A 19337-nucleotide genomic window follows, 5' to 3' on the forward strand; every position below is an offset into this window, starting at 1 on the left:
ATGAGTAAGTCTTCATTTCATACAGGACGCCCAGTGCATGCCAGTGAAGCTGCCGATGAATTATTGGAAAACTGGCCAATTCCTGAAGTGACGCAAGATACAACAAAGCTCGCTGGACGCTCAACGGCGTATGGCACGCCTTTAGCTGACTTATATCGTAAAGAGCAGCAAAAGCAGCAGGCCGAAGAGCAGCCAGAAGAGCCTGAAATTCCGTCATTGACCATGGCTGAACTTGAAAAAATCCGTCAAGATGCCTATGAAGAAGGACTAAAGCAAGGTCATGAACAAGGCTATATAGATGGTTTTGAAAAAGGCGCGCATGAGGGGAAAGAAGCTGGTTTTAAAGAAGGAGTTGAGCTTGGTAAGGAGCAGGGCCAAGAAGAAATTAAGCCTATTTTAGAAGAGCAGCTCACCAACTTAAGAAGCTTACTTGATAGCCTTTCTCAACCATTATCTAAAGTCGATGAAAGTGCCGAAAAGCAGTTAGTGCAAATAGCTGTTATGTTAACTGAAGTCTTAGTTTACCAAGAAATTAAAACCTCACCTGAAGTCATTTTACATGCTTTGAAGCAAGCTATTGATGCGTTAGGTGAAGAGCAAGCGAAAGTACGTATTCACTTACATCCTGATGATATTACTTTAATTACCGAAAGTTATGGCGAACAAACTATCGCAGATAACCATTGGCAGTTAGTTGCAGAACCGACTTTAGAACGTGGTGGCTGCGAAATTAAAACCCCGCAATCATCCCTTGATATGACGATAAAAACTCGCGTCAAAGAAACGTTGGAAAACTTTTTGCATAGCAGTGGTATCTAACACTTTTTAGGCTCATTATGAGTGCTCAATCAATGACTCTTAGCGAACGCTTACAGCGCTATGAAAAACATATCAAGGCTCCAAAACCGGCTGTTGCCGGTATTCTGACGCGTGTTGTTGGTTTAACGCTAGAAGCAAAAGGGCTTAGAGCACCTATTGGTAGTCAATGTAAAATTGAAACCATTAACGGCTTTGTTGATGCTGAAGTTGTTGGCTTTAATGACCAAACACTGTACTTAATGCCAAATGATCACATCTCTGGCGTACTACCAGGTGCGCGAGTTATCCCAAAAGTAAACGAAACAGGATTGCCTGTAGGCATGAGCTTGCTTGGCCGCGTAGTAGATGGCCTTGGTCGGCCACTTGATGGCTTAGGTGCTATTAATGCTGAGCATCACTTAAAGTTTGCGCAAAACGCAATTAACCCGCTGGCAAGACGACCAATCAGTCAACCTATGGATGTAGGTGTACGAGCCATCAACTCCGTTATTACCGTGGGTCAAGGCCAGCGTATGGGTCTGTTTGCAGGCTCTGGTGTTGGTAAATCAGTGCTACTAGGTATGATGACTCGTGGTTCTGAAGCAGATGTAATCGTGGTTGGCCTTGTGGGTGAACGTGGTCGTGAGGTAAAAGAATTCATTGAAGAAATTTTAGGAGTCGAAGGGCGTAAGCGCTCAGTGGTAGTTGCAGCCCCTGCGGATGCGTCACCATTAATGCGTTTAAAAGGCTGTGAAAGTGCAGTGACCATTGCGGAATACTTTCGCGATCAAGGACTTAACGTGTTGTTATTACTTGACTCGGTTACCCGTTATGCCATGGCACAACGTGAAATTGCCTTAGCGGTTGGTGAGCCTCCGGCTACGAAAGGTTATCCGCCTTCAGTATTTGCTAAATTACCTGCGCTGGTGGAGCGTGCCGGTAATGGTGGTGAAGGGCAAGGTGCCATTACTGCGTTTTTTACTGTACTTAGTGAGGGCGATGATATGCAAGACCCAATTGCTGACTCTGCCCGCGCTATTTTAGATGGCCACATTGTTTTATCTCGAGATTTAGCCGACAGTGGTCACTATCCGGCTATTGATATTGAAAAGTCGATTTCTCGTGTAATGCCGCAGGTTGTATCTGAAGCGCATATGCAACAAGCGCGTGTGCTCAAGCAAGTGTATTCAATGTATCAACAAAACAAAGATATGATCACCTTAGGGGCGTACCAAAAAGGCACCGATCCTATGCTCGACCAAGCAATTAATATGATGCCGCGAGTCAATCAATTCCTTCAACAAGGTATGAAAGATGTGATCAGTTATGATGAAGGTCTGCAAGGTCTAGCGCAGTTATTAGGGCAAGGTTAATGGCTAAAAGTAAACTTGATTTATTGTTAAAGCTTGAGAGCGATAAAGAAGAGTCTTTACGCATGGATTATTTAAAAGCACAGCAGCACTTACAAAGTAATCAACAAAAACTGCAAGGGCTTAATAACTTTCGTTTAGAGTATTCTCAGCAGTTACATTTGAAAGGACGCTCTGGTTTGTCTAGTGCTGGCTTCAGCCAATATCATGCTTTTATTGCAAAAATTGAAGAAGCGATACGCCAGCAAGCAAGTACAGTGAATACCGCAAAACAAGTTGTGACACAGCGAAAAGCACTGTGGTTAAAGCAACAAGTGAAAGCAAAAGCAGTAGCGAAGTTAATCGAAAAGCAAGCTGAAAAACAAGCGATGCAAGTGGCAAAAGCAGAACAAAAAATGCTGGATGAATTTGCTGCAAATCAGTTTTATCAGCGTCAACTTAAAAATGCACTTCTTTAAAATACTTCCTTTTTAGGCATGTTAATTGCATTTACCTAACCAGTAGCATTAATTTTGGCACTTGCGGCGGCAAATTGCCTCATTACTTTAGATGACTAGGTTTAGGTGAATTATGGCGATCAGTGATATCAATTTGCAGGTTAAAACTGAGCAAGGTACTGGTTTTTCAGGCAAAGACTCAGAGTCTAACAACAAAGCATCGGGCTTAAGTTTTTTAACTTCACTGACAGAAGCAAGTGAAGCGGCAAACGCGCAAGCAAAAAGTGATGCAGATGCTGACTCAGTTGATGAACCTAAAGCTATCAGTACATCTGAAGAACCTAAATCAGATGCAAAACCAGGTGATGAGAATACAGCGACTGATGCTAAAGCTGCAACTGCTCCCACATCTACAGATCAGCAGCCTAAAACAAGTCCAGATATTCATAATGAAGCTGTAACTAAAGAGCAAAGCGATGAACTTGCACTTGTAGAAGGTGAAGATAACTCACTGCTTTCGCAAATTAATGCGGCTCAAGCTATGAGTACACGTGTTAATAAATTGATTGAAAATAATGACTTTAGCCCTGTAGTTGTTGATAAAAAACCAACCCCAATCGATACCATTACACCTGTAATACCTTCACCTATGACAGACGTTGCGCAAACCGATGATTCAAAAGTCGCAGCAGAAGGTGACAACTCAATCGCAAGTTTATTACATAAGTCTAAAGTTGCGACAGCGGTAGATAGCCAACTAAAAGCGATTGGTGATTTACCGCCAAAAGATAGCGTGACCCCTATTGTTGATGGCCCATTAACAGACAAAGAAAAGCAGGGTGTTTCAGCTGTTAATACACCGGATACAAAACCTCAGGTAGCTAACTTTGCCAGTGCAACACAAGCAACTGACAGTAAAGAAACCACTGTTGATTTAGACGCTGTAAAAACAGCTGATGGAAATGAACTTGGCGCAAATGATAAAAGCAAAGCTGTTTTAAATAAGATGCTTAGCGATGCAAATAATAGCGTTCAAACTGATGCAAAAGCGGCTGAAGTGACGACAAAGCAAGCGCATGGCAACGTTGATAAGCCAGCAGTAAACCTAGCTACTGAGCAGGTAGCTCCGAAGAGCGTTGAAGCAAGCGCGGCAAAAGCATCAGATAAACCAGTAACTGATAAGTCAATCGTTAACCTGCTTGCCAAACTACAAAGTGGCGACGGGCAGGCTGTAAGTGAGTTCGCTAAAGGTTTGTCGCTCAGCACTGATCAACAAAAGCAACTTGAGCAACAAACCAATCAACTAAAAGTTGACAATAAGCTTGGCGCTGATGAGCTGGCAACAATCAAGTCGCTATTGACTGATGTGATGAGTAGTAAGCCTACAACACAAACTGCACAGAACCCTGTATCACAATTTGCTGTAGAGCAAGACATTGCTGATGAAAGCCTGACAAAACAAGATGCTAAATTAGCTGATAATAAAGCGCTTGATACTAAACTGCCGACTAGCATCGAAAAGCAAATCACTGCACTGACGAAAGATGAGCAGCAAGCACTGTTAAATAAAGTGAATACTCAACTGCAAACGTTAACGCCGGGTACTGCTCAGTACGAAAAACTTTCTGCGGCACAAACTGTGCTCAAAGAGGCTATTAATGCTCCTGCAATAGTCAACACAGCGATGCCGATAACCGCCGCCACAGTCAATGCTGAAAATAATAATACAAAACAAAACAATACTGCGCAGGTTACAGCCGATGTTACAAAGGCTGCAACTAGTGAAGAAGTAACTTTAGAGCTTGATACAAAAATTAATACCGAACGTACACAAGAAGCTGTGCCTTCGCGTGTAGCTCAGTTATTTACTCAGTTAACGACTCAAGCCAATGCAGCAACACAACCGGGTGCCTATGAGGTGGCTCATCAGCAATATGAGCAAGCACTAGACGCACAAACAATGCAGACTCAAGCAACGACACAAACTCAGGCTCACTCTAAATCGGTGAGCATTGACCCTGGTGTAATGCAAGCGATCAATATTATAAAGAGTGACGCCGCAAAGATGCTTCAAGAGCGAGTTAGTGCGTTACTAAATATAAATAACAAAGAAGCGGAAATTCGCTTAGACCCACCAGAAATGGGCAGTATGCAAATTCGTATACGTAGCGATGCTGAACAAGCGCAAATTAATTTTGTTGTTCAAAATCAGCAGGCTAAAGAAGCTTTAGAGCAATCAATGCCACGTTTGCGAGAAATGCTTGCGCAGCAAGGTATTGAACTTGGTGAAAGTAGTATTCAGCAAGGTAACCCTGAGCAACAACAAGAGCAGTCTGGGCAAGGGCAGCTTGCAGGAAATCAACAAGCTGAGGAGCAACAGCCAGAAGTAACAGCGCAAAGCGCAGAAACTTCTCGACAACAATCTTCATCATCAATAGATTACTATGCATAAGTCCTGCTATTATAAGAAATAAAATAGTTACAGTGTGATAAACAACTTGCTGTAACTTTGAGGGAAGTAACAATGGCCGAAGAAGCAAATTTAGAAATAGAAGATACGGGTAAAGGCAAAAAGAAGCTGATTATCATCATTGCAGCTGTAGTGTTGATAGTTGGCGCCGCCGCAGGTTACTTTTTATTTATGGGTGATGATGCCCCTGAAGAGAGCCTAGCAGATGAAACCACAGTGACTGAGGCTGCTGCACCATCGAGCTCCGCACAGATTGGTTCGGCTCTCTATGTCGCAATGCCACGCCCATTTGTATTTAATGTACCCGGTGCGAGTCGCGACCGTATTGTACAAATAAAAGTTCAGCTACTTGTTCGCGGTGAAGTGAATGAAGAAACTGCCAAAAAGCATATTCCACTTATCGAAAGTACCTTACTTGGCGTTCTTTCAACAACGACCGCAGATGAATTAGGTACCAGTGAAGGTAAAGAGTCAGTGCGTGTTGCTGCACTTGAAAAAGTACAATCAGCATTAAGTGATGTTGAAGGTAGCAAAGTGATAGAGCGGGTATTATTCACCGGCTTTGTGATGCAATAAGGGGTCAGCGTGAGCGATTTATTATCTCAAGACGAAATTGATGCGCTTTTACACGGCGTTGATGAAGTCGAAGAGGAAGATATTCACGAAGGTGATGACTTAGACAGTAATACCTTACAGTATGACTTCTCATCACAAGATCGTATTGTCCGTGGTCGTATGCCGACCTTGGAGATCGTGAATGAACGTTTTGCCCGTCATATGCGAATTAGCCTATTTAACATGATGCGCCGCACCGCTGAGGTGTCAATCAACGGCGTGCAAATGATTAAATTTGGCGAATATATCCATACCTTATTCGTGCCAACCAGTTTGAACATGGTACGTTTTCGTCCGTTGAAGGGCACTGGCTTAATTACCATGGAAGCCCGATTAGTATTCATTTTAGTGGATAACTTTTTTGGTGGTGATGGCCGCTATCATGCAAAAATTGAAGGCCGTGAATTTACGCCAACAGAACGACGTATTGTTCAAATGCTACTTAAAATTATCTTCGAAGATTATAAAGAAGCATGGGCGCCGGTAATGGATGTATCTTTTGAGTACCTTGACTCAGAAGTTAACCCAGCAATGGCGAACATCGTAAGTCCAACTGAAGTGGTTGTTATTAGCTCCTTCCATATTGAGCTAGATGGTGGTGGTGGTGATTTCCATATCGCATTACCGTATTCAATGCTTGAGCCTATTCGCGAATTGCTCGATGCCGGTGTGCAATCAGACACCGAAGACACCGACTTACGTTGGAGTAAAGCATTACGTGATGAGATCATGGATGTAGAAGTCGACCTATCGACTCAATTGCTTGAGGTTGATTTAACGCTACAACAGATTATGGAGCTTAAAGCTGGCGATATTATCCCAGTTGAAATGCCAGAGCATATCACCGTATTTGTAGAAGAACTGCCGACATTTAGAGCGAAAATGGGCCGCTCACGTGACAATGTGGCACTACAAATTAGCGAAAAAATTAAACGCCCTGAATCAGTTAAGTCAGAACTACATGTGTTCACAAAAGGTGGCAAAAAACTGGATTCAGATGCAGAATTAGCAGAACTAGAAGAAGATCTACATCTATCTGAAGGTGTAGATTTAGACTGGTAGTCGATTTATAAGGTTAAACATAATGAGTGATGATCAAGATACAATGGACGAATGGGCCGCGGCACTAGCCGAAGCTGAAGAGGCTGAGGGTGGCTCAGGCGATGCTGCTGTGGCAGAGCTTGATGAATTAAAAGATGAAAGACATGAGCTATCGGGCGACGAAAAGCGAAAACTTGATACCATCTTGGACATTCCGGTTACTATTTCTATGGAAGTGGGCCGTTCAAAAATCAACATTCGTAACTTATTACAGCTTAACCAAGGTTCGGTGGTAGAACTAGACCGAGTCGCTGGTGAGCCGCTTGATGTATTGGTTAACGGCACGCTGATTGCGCATGGTGAGGTGGTCGTTGTAAACGATAAGTTCGGTATTCGTTTAACTGACGTTATTAGCCAAGTTGAGCGTATTAAAAAGTTACGATGAATGCTTTAGTTGCTTTAACAAGTGCGTCGAGCACTGCATTTCCTACGGCATCACCGACGGCAGATTTACTGTCTATGGTGATGTCTTTGCTTTTAGTGCTGGTGGTTATCATTGCTTTGGCTTTTTTGGTTAAAAAACTAAATCCAAATCTTGCTAATAGTGATGAATTTAAAGTAGTGCGCAGTTTGCCTTTGGGCTCTCGTGAGCGCTTGATGGTCATTGAAATCGATAACGCTCAGCACTTAATTGGTGTGACCCCGCACAGTATTAACTATCTGCATAAACTAGAAACACCATTACAAGAAAAAGAACTGCCAGAACTTGCCAAGAAATTTGGAAAGTTACTGAACCCACAATCACCTTCAAATAAAAAGAATTAACGCTATGATCAAGTGGATACTTATTTTAGCAAGTGTGTTGTTTTTGCCGTCGGTTAACGCTGAAGGCATAGAAGCACTGACCATTACCACCAACCCTGATGGCTCTCAAGATTACTCAGTGACGCTACAAGTATTAGCGATCATGACGGCACTGAGTTTTATTCCAGCAGCGGTCATTATGATGACCTCATTTACACGGATTATTGTGGTTCTGGCGATATTACGCCAAGCAATAGGCTTACAACAAACACCATCGAATCAAATTTTGTTAGGCATGTCGCTGTTTTTAAGTATTTTTATTATGGCGCCAATTTATCAGCAGGTGAATGAGCGCGCTATTGAGCCGTACTTGAATGAGCAAGTTACTTCAGTGCAAGCATTAGAACTTGCCAAAGAGCCAATGAAAGCGTTTATGCTCTCGCAAGTTCGTATAAAAGATTTAGAGACCTTTGCGAAAATAGCTGGTTATGAGCAATTAGATTCGCCAGAAGACACGCCGCTGATTGTATTGATCCCAGCGTTTGTTACCAGCGAATTGCAAACGGCCTTTATCATTGGTTTTATGTTCTTTATCCCATTTTTGATAGTTGATTTAGTGGTGGCCTCCGTATTAATGGCCATGGGTATGATGATGCTTTCGCCGATGATTGTATCTTTGCCGTTTAAGATCATGCTGTTTGTGTTGGTGGATGGCTGGAGCCTTGTGATGGGCACGCTGGCGAAGAGCTTTGGGCTCGGGGTGTAACAATGCAATTCAAGGCACATAATTAGGTAGGAGAGACAAAATGGAACCCGAAATTTTTGTCGATATACTCAGTGACGCGCTATTTTTAGTTATAAAGTTAGTGTCTGCAATCGTAGTACCTGGCTTATTAGTCGGTCTAGTCGTAGCAGTTTTCCAAGCGGCAACATCAATCAATGAGCAAACCTTAAGCTTTTTACCTCGTTTGCTAATTACCATAAGCGCACTTATTATAGGTGGTCACTGGTTCACGCAAGAGCTTATGGACTATTTTACCCGTTTAGTGATGTCTATACCGGAGATTGCAGGCTAAATGGAATTTCCATTTGCGGTCATTATTCAATGGCTCAGCGACTTTTTGCTGCCATTAGTGCGTATTAGCTCAATGATAATGATTATGGCAGGCCTTGGTGCGAAGAATGTACCAAGCCGAATTAAGCTTGGTTTAGCTGTAGTTGTAACCTTTGTTGCTGTGCCTATGCTGCCCCCTGCGACTTTCAACAATCTTTTTTCGTTTGAGATGATTCTTGTGGTCATTCAGCAAATGCTTATTGGTGTGGCGATTGGGTTTGCATCTGTTTTATTGCTAAATACTTTTGTTCTTGCTGGGCAAATACTCGCGATGCAAACAGGTCTTGGTTTTGCGTCCGTAGTTGATCCATCGAATGGTCTGAGTGTACCCGCTGTGGGACAATTTTATCTAATCTTGGCGACCTTGCTTTTCTTTGTGTTCAATGGCCACTTAATGATGATTCAAATGGTCATTCATAGCTTTGAAGTGCTACCAATTGATGGCAATTGGTGGGCGGTTGATCATTACTGGGATATCGTTACTTGGGGTGGTTGGATGTTCACCACAGCCTTGGTGCTTGCTTTAGCTCCACTGACAGCCATGCTTGTTATTAACATGTCGTTTGGTGTAATGACCCGAGCGGCACCGCAGTTAAATATTTTCTCAATTGGCTTTCCGTTTACCTTAGTAGCTGGTCTTGTGATTATTTGGGCAACATTAGGCAACTTTATGACTCAATTTGAGTTTCAGTGGTTAAAAATGGTTGAGTTAATGTGCAGCCTTGTTGGTTGTACACCTTAGGAGCGCGCCATGGCTGAAGATTCTGGTCAAGAAAAAACCGAAGAACCCACGCAGAAAAAAATTGATGATGCCAAGAAGAAAGGTCAGGTTGCCCGCTCAAAAGAGCTAGGTACCATGTTTGTGCTTATTTTTTCTGCAGTTTCACTCTTATTGTATGGCCCTGAAATTGGTAAAGGTCTTTATAATATAATGGGACGTTTATTAAGCCTTAACCGTAATGAAACCTACGACACCACTAAGATGTTTTCAGTGTGGGGAATTGTTGCGGATGCATTGTTATTCCCTATGGCAATGTTTGTGTTGATCATCGTCATAGCCGCTTTTGTTGGGAATACTTTACTGGGGGGTTATAACTTTAGTTGGCAAGCGGCAGCACCAAAAGCAAGTAAGATGTCGCCAGCTAAAGGTATTAAGCGTATGCTTGGCCCTCAAGCAGGAGTAGAGCTAGTTAAGTCTATTTTAAAATTTGTAGTGGTTGCAGGCTTTGCTGTGTTCTTAATTAATACTTTCTTTGATGAAATACTGCACCTAAGCATTGAAAGCGCGCCCGGAAATTTTATCCATGCACTCGAAATACTATCTTGGATGTTCTTGGGGTTAACTTGTACGTTAATCATTATTGCTGCAATAGATTCTCCTTATCAAAGTCACAAACACCATAAACAGTTAAAAATGACCTTACAAGAGGTAAAAGACGAATTTAAAAACTCTGAGGGTGATCCGCAAATAAAAGCGCGTATTCGCCGTACTCAGCGTGAAATGTCGCAAAGGCGTATGATGCAAGACGTGCCTGATGCAGATGTGATCGTAACTAACCCGACCCATTATTCTGTAGCACTAAAATACGATACAGCTAAAGCGGGTGCGCCTATTGTTCTTGCCAAAGGCGTGGACGAGCTTGCTATGCAAATTCGTAAAGTGGGCAAGGGGAATGACGTGCCAATTGTTGAATCACCCATGCTTACTCGTGCGCTGTATCACACCACCGATGTTGGTCATCAAATACCTGATCAGCTATTCACTGCCGTTGCACAAGTGTTAGCTTATGTCTTCCAGTTAAAACGCTTCCAAAAAGGGCGCGGTAAACGTCCTGTACCACTCAATAAAAAGCTCCCAATACCCGATGCCTACAAATACTAAACAGTAAATATATAACTTGGAATAGTTATTGCAAATTCCGTGTAGTGTCAATTTTTTGAAATTGTTGAATTATGGAATTTAAAGCGGTATTACAACAACTTAACAGAGATAAAAAAGAATATGCGAAGGGTATCGGCACGCCGTTAATGGTACTTGCTGCGCTGGGTATGGTGATTTTACCCCTGCCGCCATTTCTTTTAGATATTCTATTTTCGTTTAATATCGCGTTAGCACTGGTGGTGTTACTGGTTACAGTTTACACCATGAAACCCCTTGAATTTGGTATGTTCCCTGCGGTTCTACTGATTGCAACCATCATGCGCTTAGCGCTGAATGTCGCCAGTACCCGAGTAGTATTACTCGAAGGTCATAACGGCGGTGATGCAGCCGGTAAAGTTATCGAGGCCTTTGGTTCGGTGGTTATCGGCGGTAACTATGCAGTTGGTTTAGTGGTCTTCCTGATTTTAATCATTATTAACTTTGTGGTTATCACCAAAGGTGCAGGTCGTATTTCTGAAGTATCAGCTCGCTTTACTCTTGATGCAATGCCGGGTAAACAAATGGCGATTGATGCTGATTTAAACGCTGGTTTTATCAGTGCAGAGCAAGCCCGTGAACGCCGTGAAGAGGTTACCCGCGAAGCAGATTTCTATGGTTCAATGGATGGTGCGAGTAAGTTCGTAAAAGGCGATGCAATAGCGGGTATCGTTATTCTAGTGATTAACATCGTTGGTGGTTTATTTGTTGGTATGATCCAACATGATTTATCGTTCAGCCGTGCGATGGAAGTGTACACCTTGCTAACCATTGGTGATGGTCTAGTTGCACAACTGCCTTCATTGTTACTGTCAATCGGTACTGCAATCGTTGTTACCCGTCAAAATGAATCGCACAACATGGGCGACCAAGTTAAGACTCAGCTAGGTAACGAAAAGTCTTTGTATATCGCATCAGGTATTTTGATCATCATGGGTCTAGTGCCAGGTATGCCGCATATTGCATTTTTAAGCTTAGGTGGATTACTGGGTTACCTTGCTTACTTCACGCAACAACAAAAAGCCAAAACAGAAGCCGAAAAAGCAGAGCAAGAAGCAAATGGAGGTGCACCAGGAACAGGTGTTGCTAATAAACAAGAGCAAAAAGAACTGGGTTGGGATGATGTTCAACAGGTTGACGTTATTGGTTTAGAAGTGGGTTATCGCTTAATTCCACTTGTTGACCAATCTCAAGGTGGTGAACTATTAAATCGTATCAAAGGTGTGCGTAAGAAACTGTCTCAGGAGCTTGGTTTCTTGGTACCTCCTGTGCATATTCGCGATAACTTAGAACTGGACCCTAACGCTTACAGAATCACTATGATGGGTGTTTCAAGCGGTGAGGGTGAGCTTAAGCATGGTGATGAGTTAGCGATTAATCCAGGCCAAGTATTTGGTCCAATCAAAGGGGTTGCCACAAAAGACCCTGCATTCGGATTAGATGCTGTTTGGATCAAACCAGATCAAAAAGATGAAGCACAATCACTTGGCTACACAGTCGTTGATTCAGCAACTGTGGTTGCAACTCATATTAGTCAGTTACTTACTAATAGCGCAGCTTTACTGCTTGGTCATGAAGAAGTGCAAAACTTATTAGATATGTTAGCGAAGAGTCATCCACGTTTAGTTGAAGGACTGGTTCCTGACGTATTACCACTCACTACTATCGTAAAAGTGCTACAAAACTTACTCAATGAAGGGGTGGCAATTCGCGATATGCGCTCGATTGTTCAAACCCTTGTTGAGTATGGCCCACGTAGCCAAGACCCTGATGTACTAACGGCTGCAGTGCGAATTTCACTGCGCAGATTGATCGTTCAAGATGCTGTTGGTATGTCTTCTGAGATCCCTGTCATAACCTTGGCGCCTGAGTTGGAACAGATGTTGCATCAGTCACTTCAGAATGCAGGTGACGAAGGTGCCGGAATAGAGCCAAGCCTTGCAGAGCGACTTCAACAATCATTGAATGAAGCGCATCAAAACCAAGAAATGGCCGGTGAACCTTCGATACTGTTAACGTCAGGAATGTTAAGAACTGTGTTATCTCGCTTCGTTAAGTACACCATCCCAGGTTTAAGGGTGATGTCTTACCAAGAGGTACCAGACGAAAGACAGATTAAGATTGTCAGCTCAGTAGGCCAACAATAGGATAGTAAAGGGGTTGAACCATGAAAATTAAACGTTTTTTTGCTAAAGATATGCGCACAGCACTGAAAGAAGTGAAAGATGAACTAGGTGTTGATGCGGTTATTATGTCGAACAAAAAGCTTGCTAACGGCGTTGAAATCGTTGCAGCTGTTGATTACGACAAAGCAGCCCCGAAAGCCGAAGCTAAACCAGCAGTGGCACAATCAGCACCTGCTCCACAGCATAACTTTGTTAAACCTGAGCCAATGCGTGCTAAACCTGAGCCGCAAGCGAAAGTTGCTGATAGCCTTCAAGCGTTACTTGAGCGTCAAGCCCCACGCCCTCGTTCGCCAGAGCTTGCGTCAATGTTTAGTCAATCTGGTATTGATACGAGTGAACACTATCAAGCAAAAGAGCCAAGCTTTGAGCAGCAACAGCCTGAATATAAGCAAGCTCCTCGTTATCAACCGCAGGCAGCACCTCGTGTACAAACTCAAGCTCATAGCCTTGGTTTTGATGACGATTTAGATTCAGGTTTTGATGATTTAGATTCACCCGCTGAGCATAAAAACTCAGCACCTGCGAATCAATCAGAAATGACGACTATGCGGGAAGAAATGAATGCGATTCGTCAATTACTTGAACACCAAGTATCTGGCTTAATGCAACAGGATATGGCTCGCCGCGATCCGACTCGTGCATGTATGATTGACCGCTTAGCGGGTATGGGCATTGAACGTGATGTTGCTGAGCAAATGGCCTGTTTCATTCCTGACGATGTATCACGTCAACAAGCGTGGCAAGCATTACTGCAAATGGTTGAAAACCAAATGCATACAACGAATAACGAAATCCTACGTCAAGGTGGTGTATTCGCATTAGTGGGCCCAACGGGTGTTGGTAAAACAACGACTGTTGCGAAATTAGCTGCACTGGGTGCACAAAAATATGGTGCTGATAAAGTGGCGTTGATCACCACTGATACATATAGAATTGGTGCCTACGAACAATTGGCTACTTATGGTCGTATTATTGGCTGTGGTGTTAAGCAGGTAAAAGATGCGAATGAATTAGCTGAAGTGCTATACCATTTACGTAATAAGCGTCTAGTATTAATAGATACAGCGGGTATGAGCCAACGTGATTTACGTTTAACTGAGCAATTAAACACCTTAATGCGTAATCAGCGTGTTGATATTCGTAGTTATTTAGTATTAAGTGCGACAGCACAGATAAATGTGTTGCAAGAAACCGTAAGACACTTTAAAAAGGTTCATCTAAGTGGCTGTATCTTCACTAAATTGGATGAATCTTTAAGTTTAGGTGAGATTATTAGTATAGCGATTCAAAATCGCCTGCCAATAGGGTATCTTACTAACGGTCAGCGTGTTCCTGAAGATATTCGCGTAGCGAATGCTGAAAAACTAGTGAAAAAAGCTGAACAATTGTATTTAAAACGAGCAAAAGCACAACATTCACGACGTCAAGCAGTAGCGTCGAACACAGTAGGGATGTATGATTAACACAGTATTAGATCAAGCAAGCGGCCTGCGCAAAATGAATCAAAATAATAATAGTGGCGTTAAAGTTATCGCTGTGACTGGCGGTAAAGGTGGAGTGGGTAAAACCAATGTTTCACTCAACACCGCAATCGCATTAGGGCAGCAAGGAAATCGTGTATTAGTACTAGATGCCGATTTAGGTTTGGCAAACTGTGACGTGATGCTTGGCCTTCGTGTTGAACGTAACTTATCTCATGTTTTGTCAGGCGAGTGTGAGCTTGACGAAATTCTCGTTGAAGGCCCTGCAGGCATCAAAATTGTACCAGCGACCTCTGGTTCGCAAAGTATGGTTGAATTAACGCCATCTGAGCATGCAGGTCTTATTCGCGCTTTTAGCGAGTTAAACACCGAGTTTGATATTTTAATTGTCGATACCGCCGCAGGTATTTCTGACATGGTATTAAGCTTTTCTCGTGCAGCCCAAGACGTTGTTGTGGTTGTATGTGATGAACCTACCTCAATTACCGATGCTTATGCGCTTATTAAAGTGCTTAGCCGTGAGCATGGCGTATATAAATTTAAAATTGTTGCTAATATGGTGCGCAGTTTGCGTGAAGGGCAAGAATTATTTGCTAAACTTTCAAAAGTAACGGATCGCTTTTTAGACGTTTCAATGGAGTTGGTAGCTACCATTCCTTATGACGAGAACATGCGTAAATCTACGCGACGTCAAAAGGTGATTGTTGAATTATTTCCAAACTCACCAGCTGCGGTGGCGTTTAAAACATTAGCAACAAAAGCAGTTAAGTGGCCGATCCCTAATCAACCTTCTGGCCATTTAGAATTTTTCATTGAAAAACTAGTAAACGGCTAACTATGACAACATCGGTGAATAAAGCGATGGGATATCAATCAGCACAAAACTTAAATGCGATTGTTGAAAAACATGCCTCTTTAGTTAAAAAAGTGGCGTGCCATCTAATTGCTCGTTTACCTGCCAGTGTCCAACTCGATGATTTAATTCAATCAGGCATGATAGGCCTAATTGAAGCATCAAAAAACTTTGATGCTAGCAAAGGGGCTAGTTTCGAAACTTTCGCTGGAATTCGTATTCGTGGTGCGATGTTAGACGAAATTCGTAGAGGTGACTGGGCACCACGCTCAGTTCACCGAAATGCTCGCCTTGTGGCTGAAACCATTTCCGAATTAGAAAGCACGCTAAATCGTGAACCTAAAGATACAGAAGTCGCTGAAAAACTTGATATAACGCTCGATGAGTACCATCATATTCTACATGATGTAAATTCTAGTAAAGTATTAGGTATAGAGGACTTAGGCGTTGATGAAGACGTCATTACACCTGTAGGTCAGGATTTAGGACTAGACAAACCGTTTAATAACGTTAAAAATGAGCGGTTTAACCAGTCTCTATTAACGGCTATCCAATCGTTACCAGAAAGAGATGCACTTGTTTTGTCTTTGTACTACAACGACGAAATGAACTTAAAAGAAATAGGACACATACTCGATGTTAGTGAATCGCGTGTGAGTCAGATACATGGTCAGGCGATGATTAAGCTCAAAGCAAAAATCAATGACTGGATTAATTAGTAGTAAGTAAATATAGGTTCAAACCTCACCGGAGGATGTTTTGGATAAAAACATGAAAATTCTTGTTGTTGATGATTTTTCTACAATGAGACGTATCATTAAAAATCTATTAAGGGATTTAGGTTTTACCAATGTGCAGGAAGCTGACGATGGGTCAACAGCATTGCCAATGCTACAAAATCAAGAATTTGATTTTGTTGTAACAGATTGGAATATGCCAGGTATGCAAGGCATTGATTTGTTAAGAGCAATTCGTGCTGATGATAGCCTTAAGCATATTCCTGTATTAATGGTGACAGCTGAAGCGAAAAAAGAACAAATTGTTGCTGCTGCTCAAGCGGGTGTTAATGGCTATATCGTTAAACCATTCACTGCTGCGACACTTAAAACCAAATTGGAAAAAGTGTTTGAACGTTTAGGTTAATCTAAGGGGAGAGGCTTATGTCAGCACTAGCTGCGCCTCAAATAAGTTTAGAGCAAGCTCGTCAACTTGTTGAGTTTCTTGAAAATGGTGAACAAGAAAAAGCTGATCAGCTGATACTTGAAACAGCATCAAAAGAACAATCAGAGCTGTTTGCTGAAATCGGTAAACTGACGCGACAATTACATGAAGCGCTAAAAAACTTTGATCTAGATACTCGTCTTTCAGATTTAACTACCGATGCGATCCCAGACGCTAAGCAGCGCTTAAATTATGTTATGGAAATGACAGAAAGCGCCGCTAACAAAACCATGGATGCAGTTGAAGCTAGTTTACCTATAGCGCAACAACTTGCAGATGAAATAGCGACGATTAAACCAACGTGGGATCGTTTAATGAGCCGAGAAATAGAGCTCGGTGAGTTTAAAAAGCTATGTCATAGCTTAGATAATTTTATGAATAACTCGCATACTAAAACCGATGAGCTACAGGGCTTGATGACCAATGTGCTGATGGCACAGGACTATCAAGATTTGACGGGGCAAGTAATCCGTCGCGTCATTGAGTTAGTGCGAGAAGTAGAAGACAGTTTAATTAATCTCTTAACTGTGTTTGGCAGTCAAGAAGATGGTCATCAACAACAAGAAAAACAGGCCATAGAAAAAGCACCTGCAACAAGTGATACACTAGCAGGTCCTGAAGGGCCGATTATTGATAAAGACTCTCGTGATGATGTTGTCTCAGGACAAGATGAAGTCGATGATCTATTATCAAGTCTGGGCTTCTAAGAGGAGAGTAGCTGCATGAGCTTTGAAGTCGATGAAGATATTTTACAGGATTTCCTTGTTGAGGCAGGAGAAATCTTAGAGCTTTTGTCAGAGCAATTAGTTGAGCTTGAGAACAATCCCGAAGACAAAGATCTCTTAAACGCCATTTTTAGAGGCTTCCACACTGTCAAAGGCGGTGCAGGCTTTTTAAGCATGACTGAACTTGTTGATGCGTGTCACGGTGCAGAGAATGTTTTCGATTTATTACGCCAAGGTGTTCGCAGTGTCACTCCCGAGCTTATGGATGTTATTTTACAAGCTCTGGATACCATCAACGAAATGTTCGCAACGATTCAAAATCGTGAGCAACCAGAGCCTGCAGATCCTGCGCTTCTAGACGTTCTTCATAAATTAAGCCAACCACCTACAGCGGAAGAGCTTGCAGGTGAAGATGTATCAGTAGCAGACGATGTAGCAGTTGCACCTGAAGAACCTGCTGTTGAAGAGGCTGTTGTTGATGCACCTGAAGTAACAGCTAACACGGCAGCAGACAATATTGATGAAGATGATCCATTTGCGTTTGATATGTTGTTTGATGGCGGCGGTCTTGCTGATAGTAAGGCAGAACCACAGAATATTGATGAAATTACTGAAGATGAGTTTGAAAGCCTCCTCGATGAATTACATGGTAAAGGTCAAGGGCCAGCAGCGGCTGCTCCTGAAGCTATTAGCAGTGATAGTGATGACATCACCGATGATGAATTCGACAGTTTATTAGACGAATTACATGGTGTTGGTAATTTTGGTGAAGTAAAACAAGAAAATATAGCCAAACCTGAAACAGTAAAATCTGCACAACCAACTCCTCAAGCGCCAGCAGTAGATACTACAAGCAGTGACTCAGACGATGAAATTAGCGATGACGAGTTTGAGGCGTTGCTTGATGAATTACATGGTAAAGGTACAGCTCCACAGTCTTTAGAAACGGCTGCGCCAGAAAAAGCGCCTGAACCACCTAAAGCTGAACCTGCAAAACCGGCACAGCCTGCAGCATCAAAACCGGCACCTACTCCTAAGCCTGCCGCAGCTGCACCTAAACCGGCTCCAGCTCCTGCAAAAGCACCAGCAGCTTCTGCTGCACCGAAAAAAGCGCCACCACCACAAGCTGAAACAACGGTTCGTGTTGATACCAAGCGCTTGGACGAAATCATGAACATGGTGGGTGAGCTGGTATTAGTACGCAACCGTTTGGTTAGCCTTGCAAATAACAGTAACAGCGAATCAATGGGTAAAGCCATCTCTAATTTAGATGTGGTAACTGCAGACCTGCAAGGTGCAGTGATGAAAACCCGCATGCAGCCAATTAAGAAAGTATTTGGCCGCTTCCCACGCGTTGTGCGTGACTTAGCTCGCAGCTTGAAAAAAGACATTAACCTGCAGCTGGTTGGTGAAGAAACCGATTTAGACAAAAACTTAGTAGAAGCGCTTGCCGATCCGCTCGTGCATTTAGTTCGTAACTCTGTTGACCATGGTATTGAAATGCCAGATGTGCGTGAAGCCGCAGGTAAACCACGTACCGGTACAGTCACTCTTTCTGCTTCGCAAGAAGGCGATCATATCTTATTGACCATTCGTGATGATGGTGCAGGTATGGATGCTGAGAAGTTGAAAAAAATTGCTATCAGCAAAGGTGTGATTGATCACGACCAAGCAAGCCGCTTGTCGGATACCGAAGCTTACAACTTAATTTTTGCGCCTGGTTTCTCAACCAAAGAAGAGATATCTGATATTTCAGGCCGCGGCGTCGGCATGGATGTAGTAAAAACAAAAATCACCCAGTTAAATGGCTCTGTCAATATTCAGTCAGAGCTGGGTGTAGGTACTGTATTAGAAATCAAGGTGCCATTAACACTGGCTATTTTACCGACTCTTATGGTTATTGTTGGCGAGCAAACATTTGCTTTACCACTTGCTGGTGTGAGTGAAATTTTCCATCTTGATTTAACTAAAACTAATGTCGTTGATGGTCAACTGACAATAATTGTGCGTGAAAAAGCGATCCCGCTTTTCTATTTACAACATTGGTTAGTAAAAGGTGCCAACCGCCAAGAGCGTAAAGCTGAAGGTCACGTAGTTATTGTGCAAATCGGTACTAAACAAGTGGGCTTTGTGGTTGACTCGTTAATTGGCCAGGAAGAAGTTGTTATCAAACCTTTAGATGCCTTATTGCAAGGTACGCCAGGCATGGCTGGTGCGACAATTACTTCTGATGGTGGGATTGCATTGATCCTCGACGTACCTAGCATGCTTAAACACTACGTTGGCTAATAATAAATAATAAAG

Annotated in this window: 19 protein-coding genes; all 19 read left to right on the top strand. The window is 42.7% G+C overall.

Annotated elements, in window-relative coordinates; translation table 11 throughout:
• On the top strand, positions 1–819 hold the full coding sequence (gene fliH / locus BIZ38_RS09770; protein ID WP_187490184.1) for a flagellar assembly protein FliH: 819 nt from the start codon (positions 1–3) through the stop codon (positions 817–819).
• Between the two features lie 17 nt (positions 820–836).
• Positions 837–2171, top strand: a complete 1335-nt coding sequence (fliI, locus tag BIZ38_RS09775; RefSeq protein ID WP_187490185.1) for a flagellar protein export ATPase FliI — start codon at positions 837–839, stop codon at positions 2169–2171.
• Positions 2171–2626, top strand: a complete 456-nt coding sequence (fliJ, locus tag BIZ38_RS09780; RefSeq protein WP_054553271.1) for a flagellar export protein FliJ — start codon at positions 2171–2173, stop codon at positions 2624–2626. The genes fliI and fliJ overlap by 1 nt, the downstream gene beginning before the upstream one ends.
• A gap of 112 nt (positions 2627–2738) precedes the next feature.
• On the top strand, positions 2739–5057 hold the full coding sequence (locus BIZ38_RS09785; protein ID WP_187490186.1) for a flagellar hook-length control protein FliK: 2319 nt from the start codon (positions 2739–2741) through the stop codon (positions 5055–5057).
• A 72-nt stretch (positions 5058–5129) separates the two neighbouring features.
• Entirely contained in the window at positions 5130–5651 is a 522-nt protein-coding gene (gene fliL / locus BIZ38_RS09790) for a flagellar basal body-associated protein FliL (protein ID WP_054553269.1), read from the top strand.
• Positions 5652–5660: 9 nt separating this feature from the next.
• Positions 5661–6752, top strand: coding sequence for a flagellar motor switch protein FliM (fliM, locus tag BIZ38_RS09795; protein WP_054553268.1), 1092 nt, complete (start codon positions 5661–5663; stop codon positions 6750–6752).
• Positions 6753–6774: 22 nt separating this feature from the next.
• Positions 6775–7176, top strand: a complete 402-nt coding sequence (gene fliN / locus BIZ38_RS09800; RefSeq protein WP_054553267.1) for a flagellar motor switch protein FliN — start codon at positions 6775–6777, stop codon at positions 7174–7176.
• Positions 7173–7556, top strand: coding sequence for a flagellar biosynthetic protein FliO (fliO, locus tag BIZ38_RS09805; protein WP_054553266.1), 384 nt, complete (start codon positions 7173–7175; stop codon positions 7554–7556). The genes fliN and fliO overlap by 4 nt, the downstream gene beginning before the upstream one ends.
• A gap of 4 nt (positions 7557–7560) precedes the next feature.
• A complete protein-coding gene (gene fliP, locus BIZ38_RS09810) occupies positions 7561–8301 on the top strand; it encodes a flagellar type III secretion system pore protein FliP (protein WP_054553265.1) in 741 nt (246 codons plus the stop codon).
• A 40-nt stretch (positions 8302–8341) separates the two neighbouring features.
• Entirely contained in the window at positions 8342–8611 is a 270-nt protein-coding gene (gene fliQ / locus BIZ38_RS09815) for a flagellar biosynthesis protein FliQ (protein ID WP_054553264.1), read from the top strand.
• Positions 8612–9391 carry a flagellar biosynthetic protein FliR gene (fliR, locus tag BIZ38_RS09820; RefSeq protein ID WP_054553263.1) on the top strand — a complete coding sequence of 260 codons (780 nt, stop codon included), beginning with the start codon at positions 8612–8614 and terminating at the stop codon, positions 9389–9391.
• A 9-nt stretch (positions 9392–9400) separates the two neighbouring features.
• On the top strand, positions 9401–10531 hold the full coding sequence (flhB, locus tag BIZ38_RS09825) for a flagellar biosynthesis protein FlhB (protein WP_054553262.1): 1131 nt from the start codon (positions 9401–9403) through the stop codon (positions 10529–10531).
• A gap of 71 nt (positions 10532–10602) precedes the next feature.
• Positions 10603–12714, top strand: a complete 2112-nt coding sequence (gene flhA, locus BIZ38_RS09830) for a flagellar biosynthesis protein FlhA (protein WP_187490187.1) — start codon at positions 10603–10605, stop codon at positions 12712–12714.
• A 20-nt stretch (positions 12715–12734) separates the two neighbouring features.
• The gene (gene flhF / locus BIZ38_RS09835) at positions 12735–14216 is read left to right on the top strand and encodes a flagellar biosynthesis protein FlhF (RefSeq protein ID WP_187490188.1); all 1482 of its coding nucleotides are present in this window, start codon (positions 12735–12737) and stop codon (positions 14214–14216) included.
• Positions 14209–15069, top strand: a complete 861-nt coding sequence (locus BIZ38_RS09840) for a MinD/ParA family protein (RefSeq protein WP_054553259.1) — start codon at positions 14209–14211, stop codon at positions 15067–15069. Before flhF ends, BIZ38_RS09840 begins: the two co-directional genes overlap by 8 nt.
• A 26-nt stretch (positions 15070–15095) precedes the next feature.
• Entirely contained in the window at positions 15096–15806 is a 711-nt protein-coding gene (locus tag BIZ38_RS09845) for an RNA polymerase sigma factor FliA (protein ID WP_054562345.1), read from the top strand.
• Positions 15807–15846: 40 nt separating this feature from the next.
• Positions 15847–16230 carry a chemotaxis response regulator CheY gene (gene cheY, locus BIZ38_RS09850; protein ID WP_016708035.1) on the top strand — a complete coding sequence of 128 codons (384 nt, stop codon included), beginning with the start codon at positions 15847–15849 and terminating at the stop codon, positions 16228–16230.
• Positions 16231–16247: 17 nt separating this feature from the next.
• Positions 16248–17015: a protein phosphatase CheZ gene (locus tag BIZ38_RS09855; protein ID WP_138599034.1), complete on the top strand. Its 768-nt coding sequence runs from the start codon at positions 16248–16250 to the stop codon at positions 17013–17015.
• A gap of 15 nt (positions 17016–17030) precedes the next feature.
• Complete coding sequence (locus BIZ38_RS09860) at positions 17031–19322, top strand: chemotaxis protein CheA (RefSeq protein WP_054553257.1); 2292 nt, start codon at positions 17031–17033, stop codon at positions 19320–19322.
• Positions 19323–19337 lie beyond the last annotated feature (15 nt).

The sequence above is a fragment of the Pseudoalteromonas sp. BZK2 genome, from assembly GCF_014349195.1.
GTDB classification, from domain to species: domain Bacteria; phylum Pseudomonadota; class Gammaproteobacteria; order Enterobacterales; family Alteromonadaceae; genus Pseudoalteromonas; species Pseudoalteromonas simplex.

Bases quoted from the DNA above. Each gene is read 5' to 3' on its own strand.
- BIZ38_RS09860 (WP_054553257.1), top strand. From the start codon at position 17,031: ATGAGCTTTGAAGTCGATGAAGATATTTTACAGGATTTCCTTGTTGAG.
- BIZ38_RS09855 (WP_138599034.1), top strand. From the start codon at position 16,248: ATGTCAGCACTAGCTGCGCCTCAAATAAGTTTAGAGCAAGCTCGTCAA.
- BIZ38_RS09785 (WP_187490186.1), top strand. From the start codon at position 2,739: ATGGCGATCAGTGATATCAATTTGCAGGTTAAAACTGAGCAAGGTACT.
- fliP (WP_054553265.1), top strand. From the start codon at position 7,561: ATGATCAAGTGGATACTTATTTTAGCAAGTGTGTTGTTTTTGCCGTCG.
- fliL (WP_054553269.1), top strand. From the start codon at position 5,130: ATGGCCGAAGAAGCAAATTTAGAAATAGAAGATACGGGTAAAGGCAAA.
- flhA (WP_187490187.1), top strand. From the start codon at position 10,603: ATGGAATTTAAAGCGGTATTACAACAACTTAACAGAGATAAAAAAGAA.
- fliR (WP_054553263.1), top strand. From the start codon at position 8,612: ATGGAATTTCCATTTGCGGTCATTATTCAATGGCTCAGCGACTTTTTG.
- fliN (WP_054553267.1), top strand. From the start codon at position 6,775: ATGAGTGATGATCAAGATACAATGGACGAATGGGCCGCGGCACTAGCC.
- BIZ38_RS09840 (WP_054553259.1), top strand. From the start codon at position 14,209: ATGATTAACACAGTATTAGATCAAGCAAGCGGCCTGCGCAAAATGAAT.
- fliQ (WP_054553264.1), top strand. From the start codon at position 8,342: ATGGAACCCGAAATTTTTGTCGATATACTCAGTGACGCGCTATTTTTA.
- fliJ (WP_054553271.1), top strand. From the start codon at position 2,171: ATGGCTAAAAGTAAACTTGATTTATTGTTAAAGCTTGAGAGCGATAAA.
- fliH (WP_187490184.1), top strand. From the start codon at position 1: ATGAGTAAGTCTTCATTTCATACAGGACGCCCAGTGCATGCCAGTGAA.
- flhB (WP_054553262.1), top strand. From the start codon at position 9,401: ATGGCTGAAGATTCTGGTCAAGAAAAAACCGAAGAACCCACGCAGAAA.
- fliI (WP_187490185.1), top strand. From the start codon at position 837: ATGAGTGCTCAATCAATGACTCTTAGCGAACGCTTACAGCGCTATGAA.
- BIZ38_RS09845 (WP_054562345.1), top strand. From the start codon at position 15,096: ATGGGATATCAATCAGCACAAAACTTAAATGCGATTGTTGAAAAACAT.
- fliO (WP_054553266.1), top strand. From the start codon at position 7,173: ATGAATGCTTTAGTTGCTTTAACAAGTGCGTCGAGCACTGCATTTCCT.
- flhF (WP_187490188.1), top strand. From the start codon at position 12,735: ATGAAAATTAAACGTTTTTTTGCTAAAGATATGCGCACAGCACTGAAA.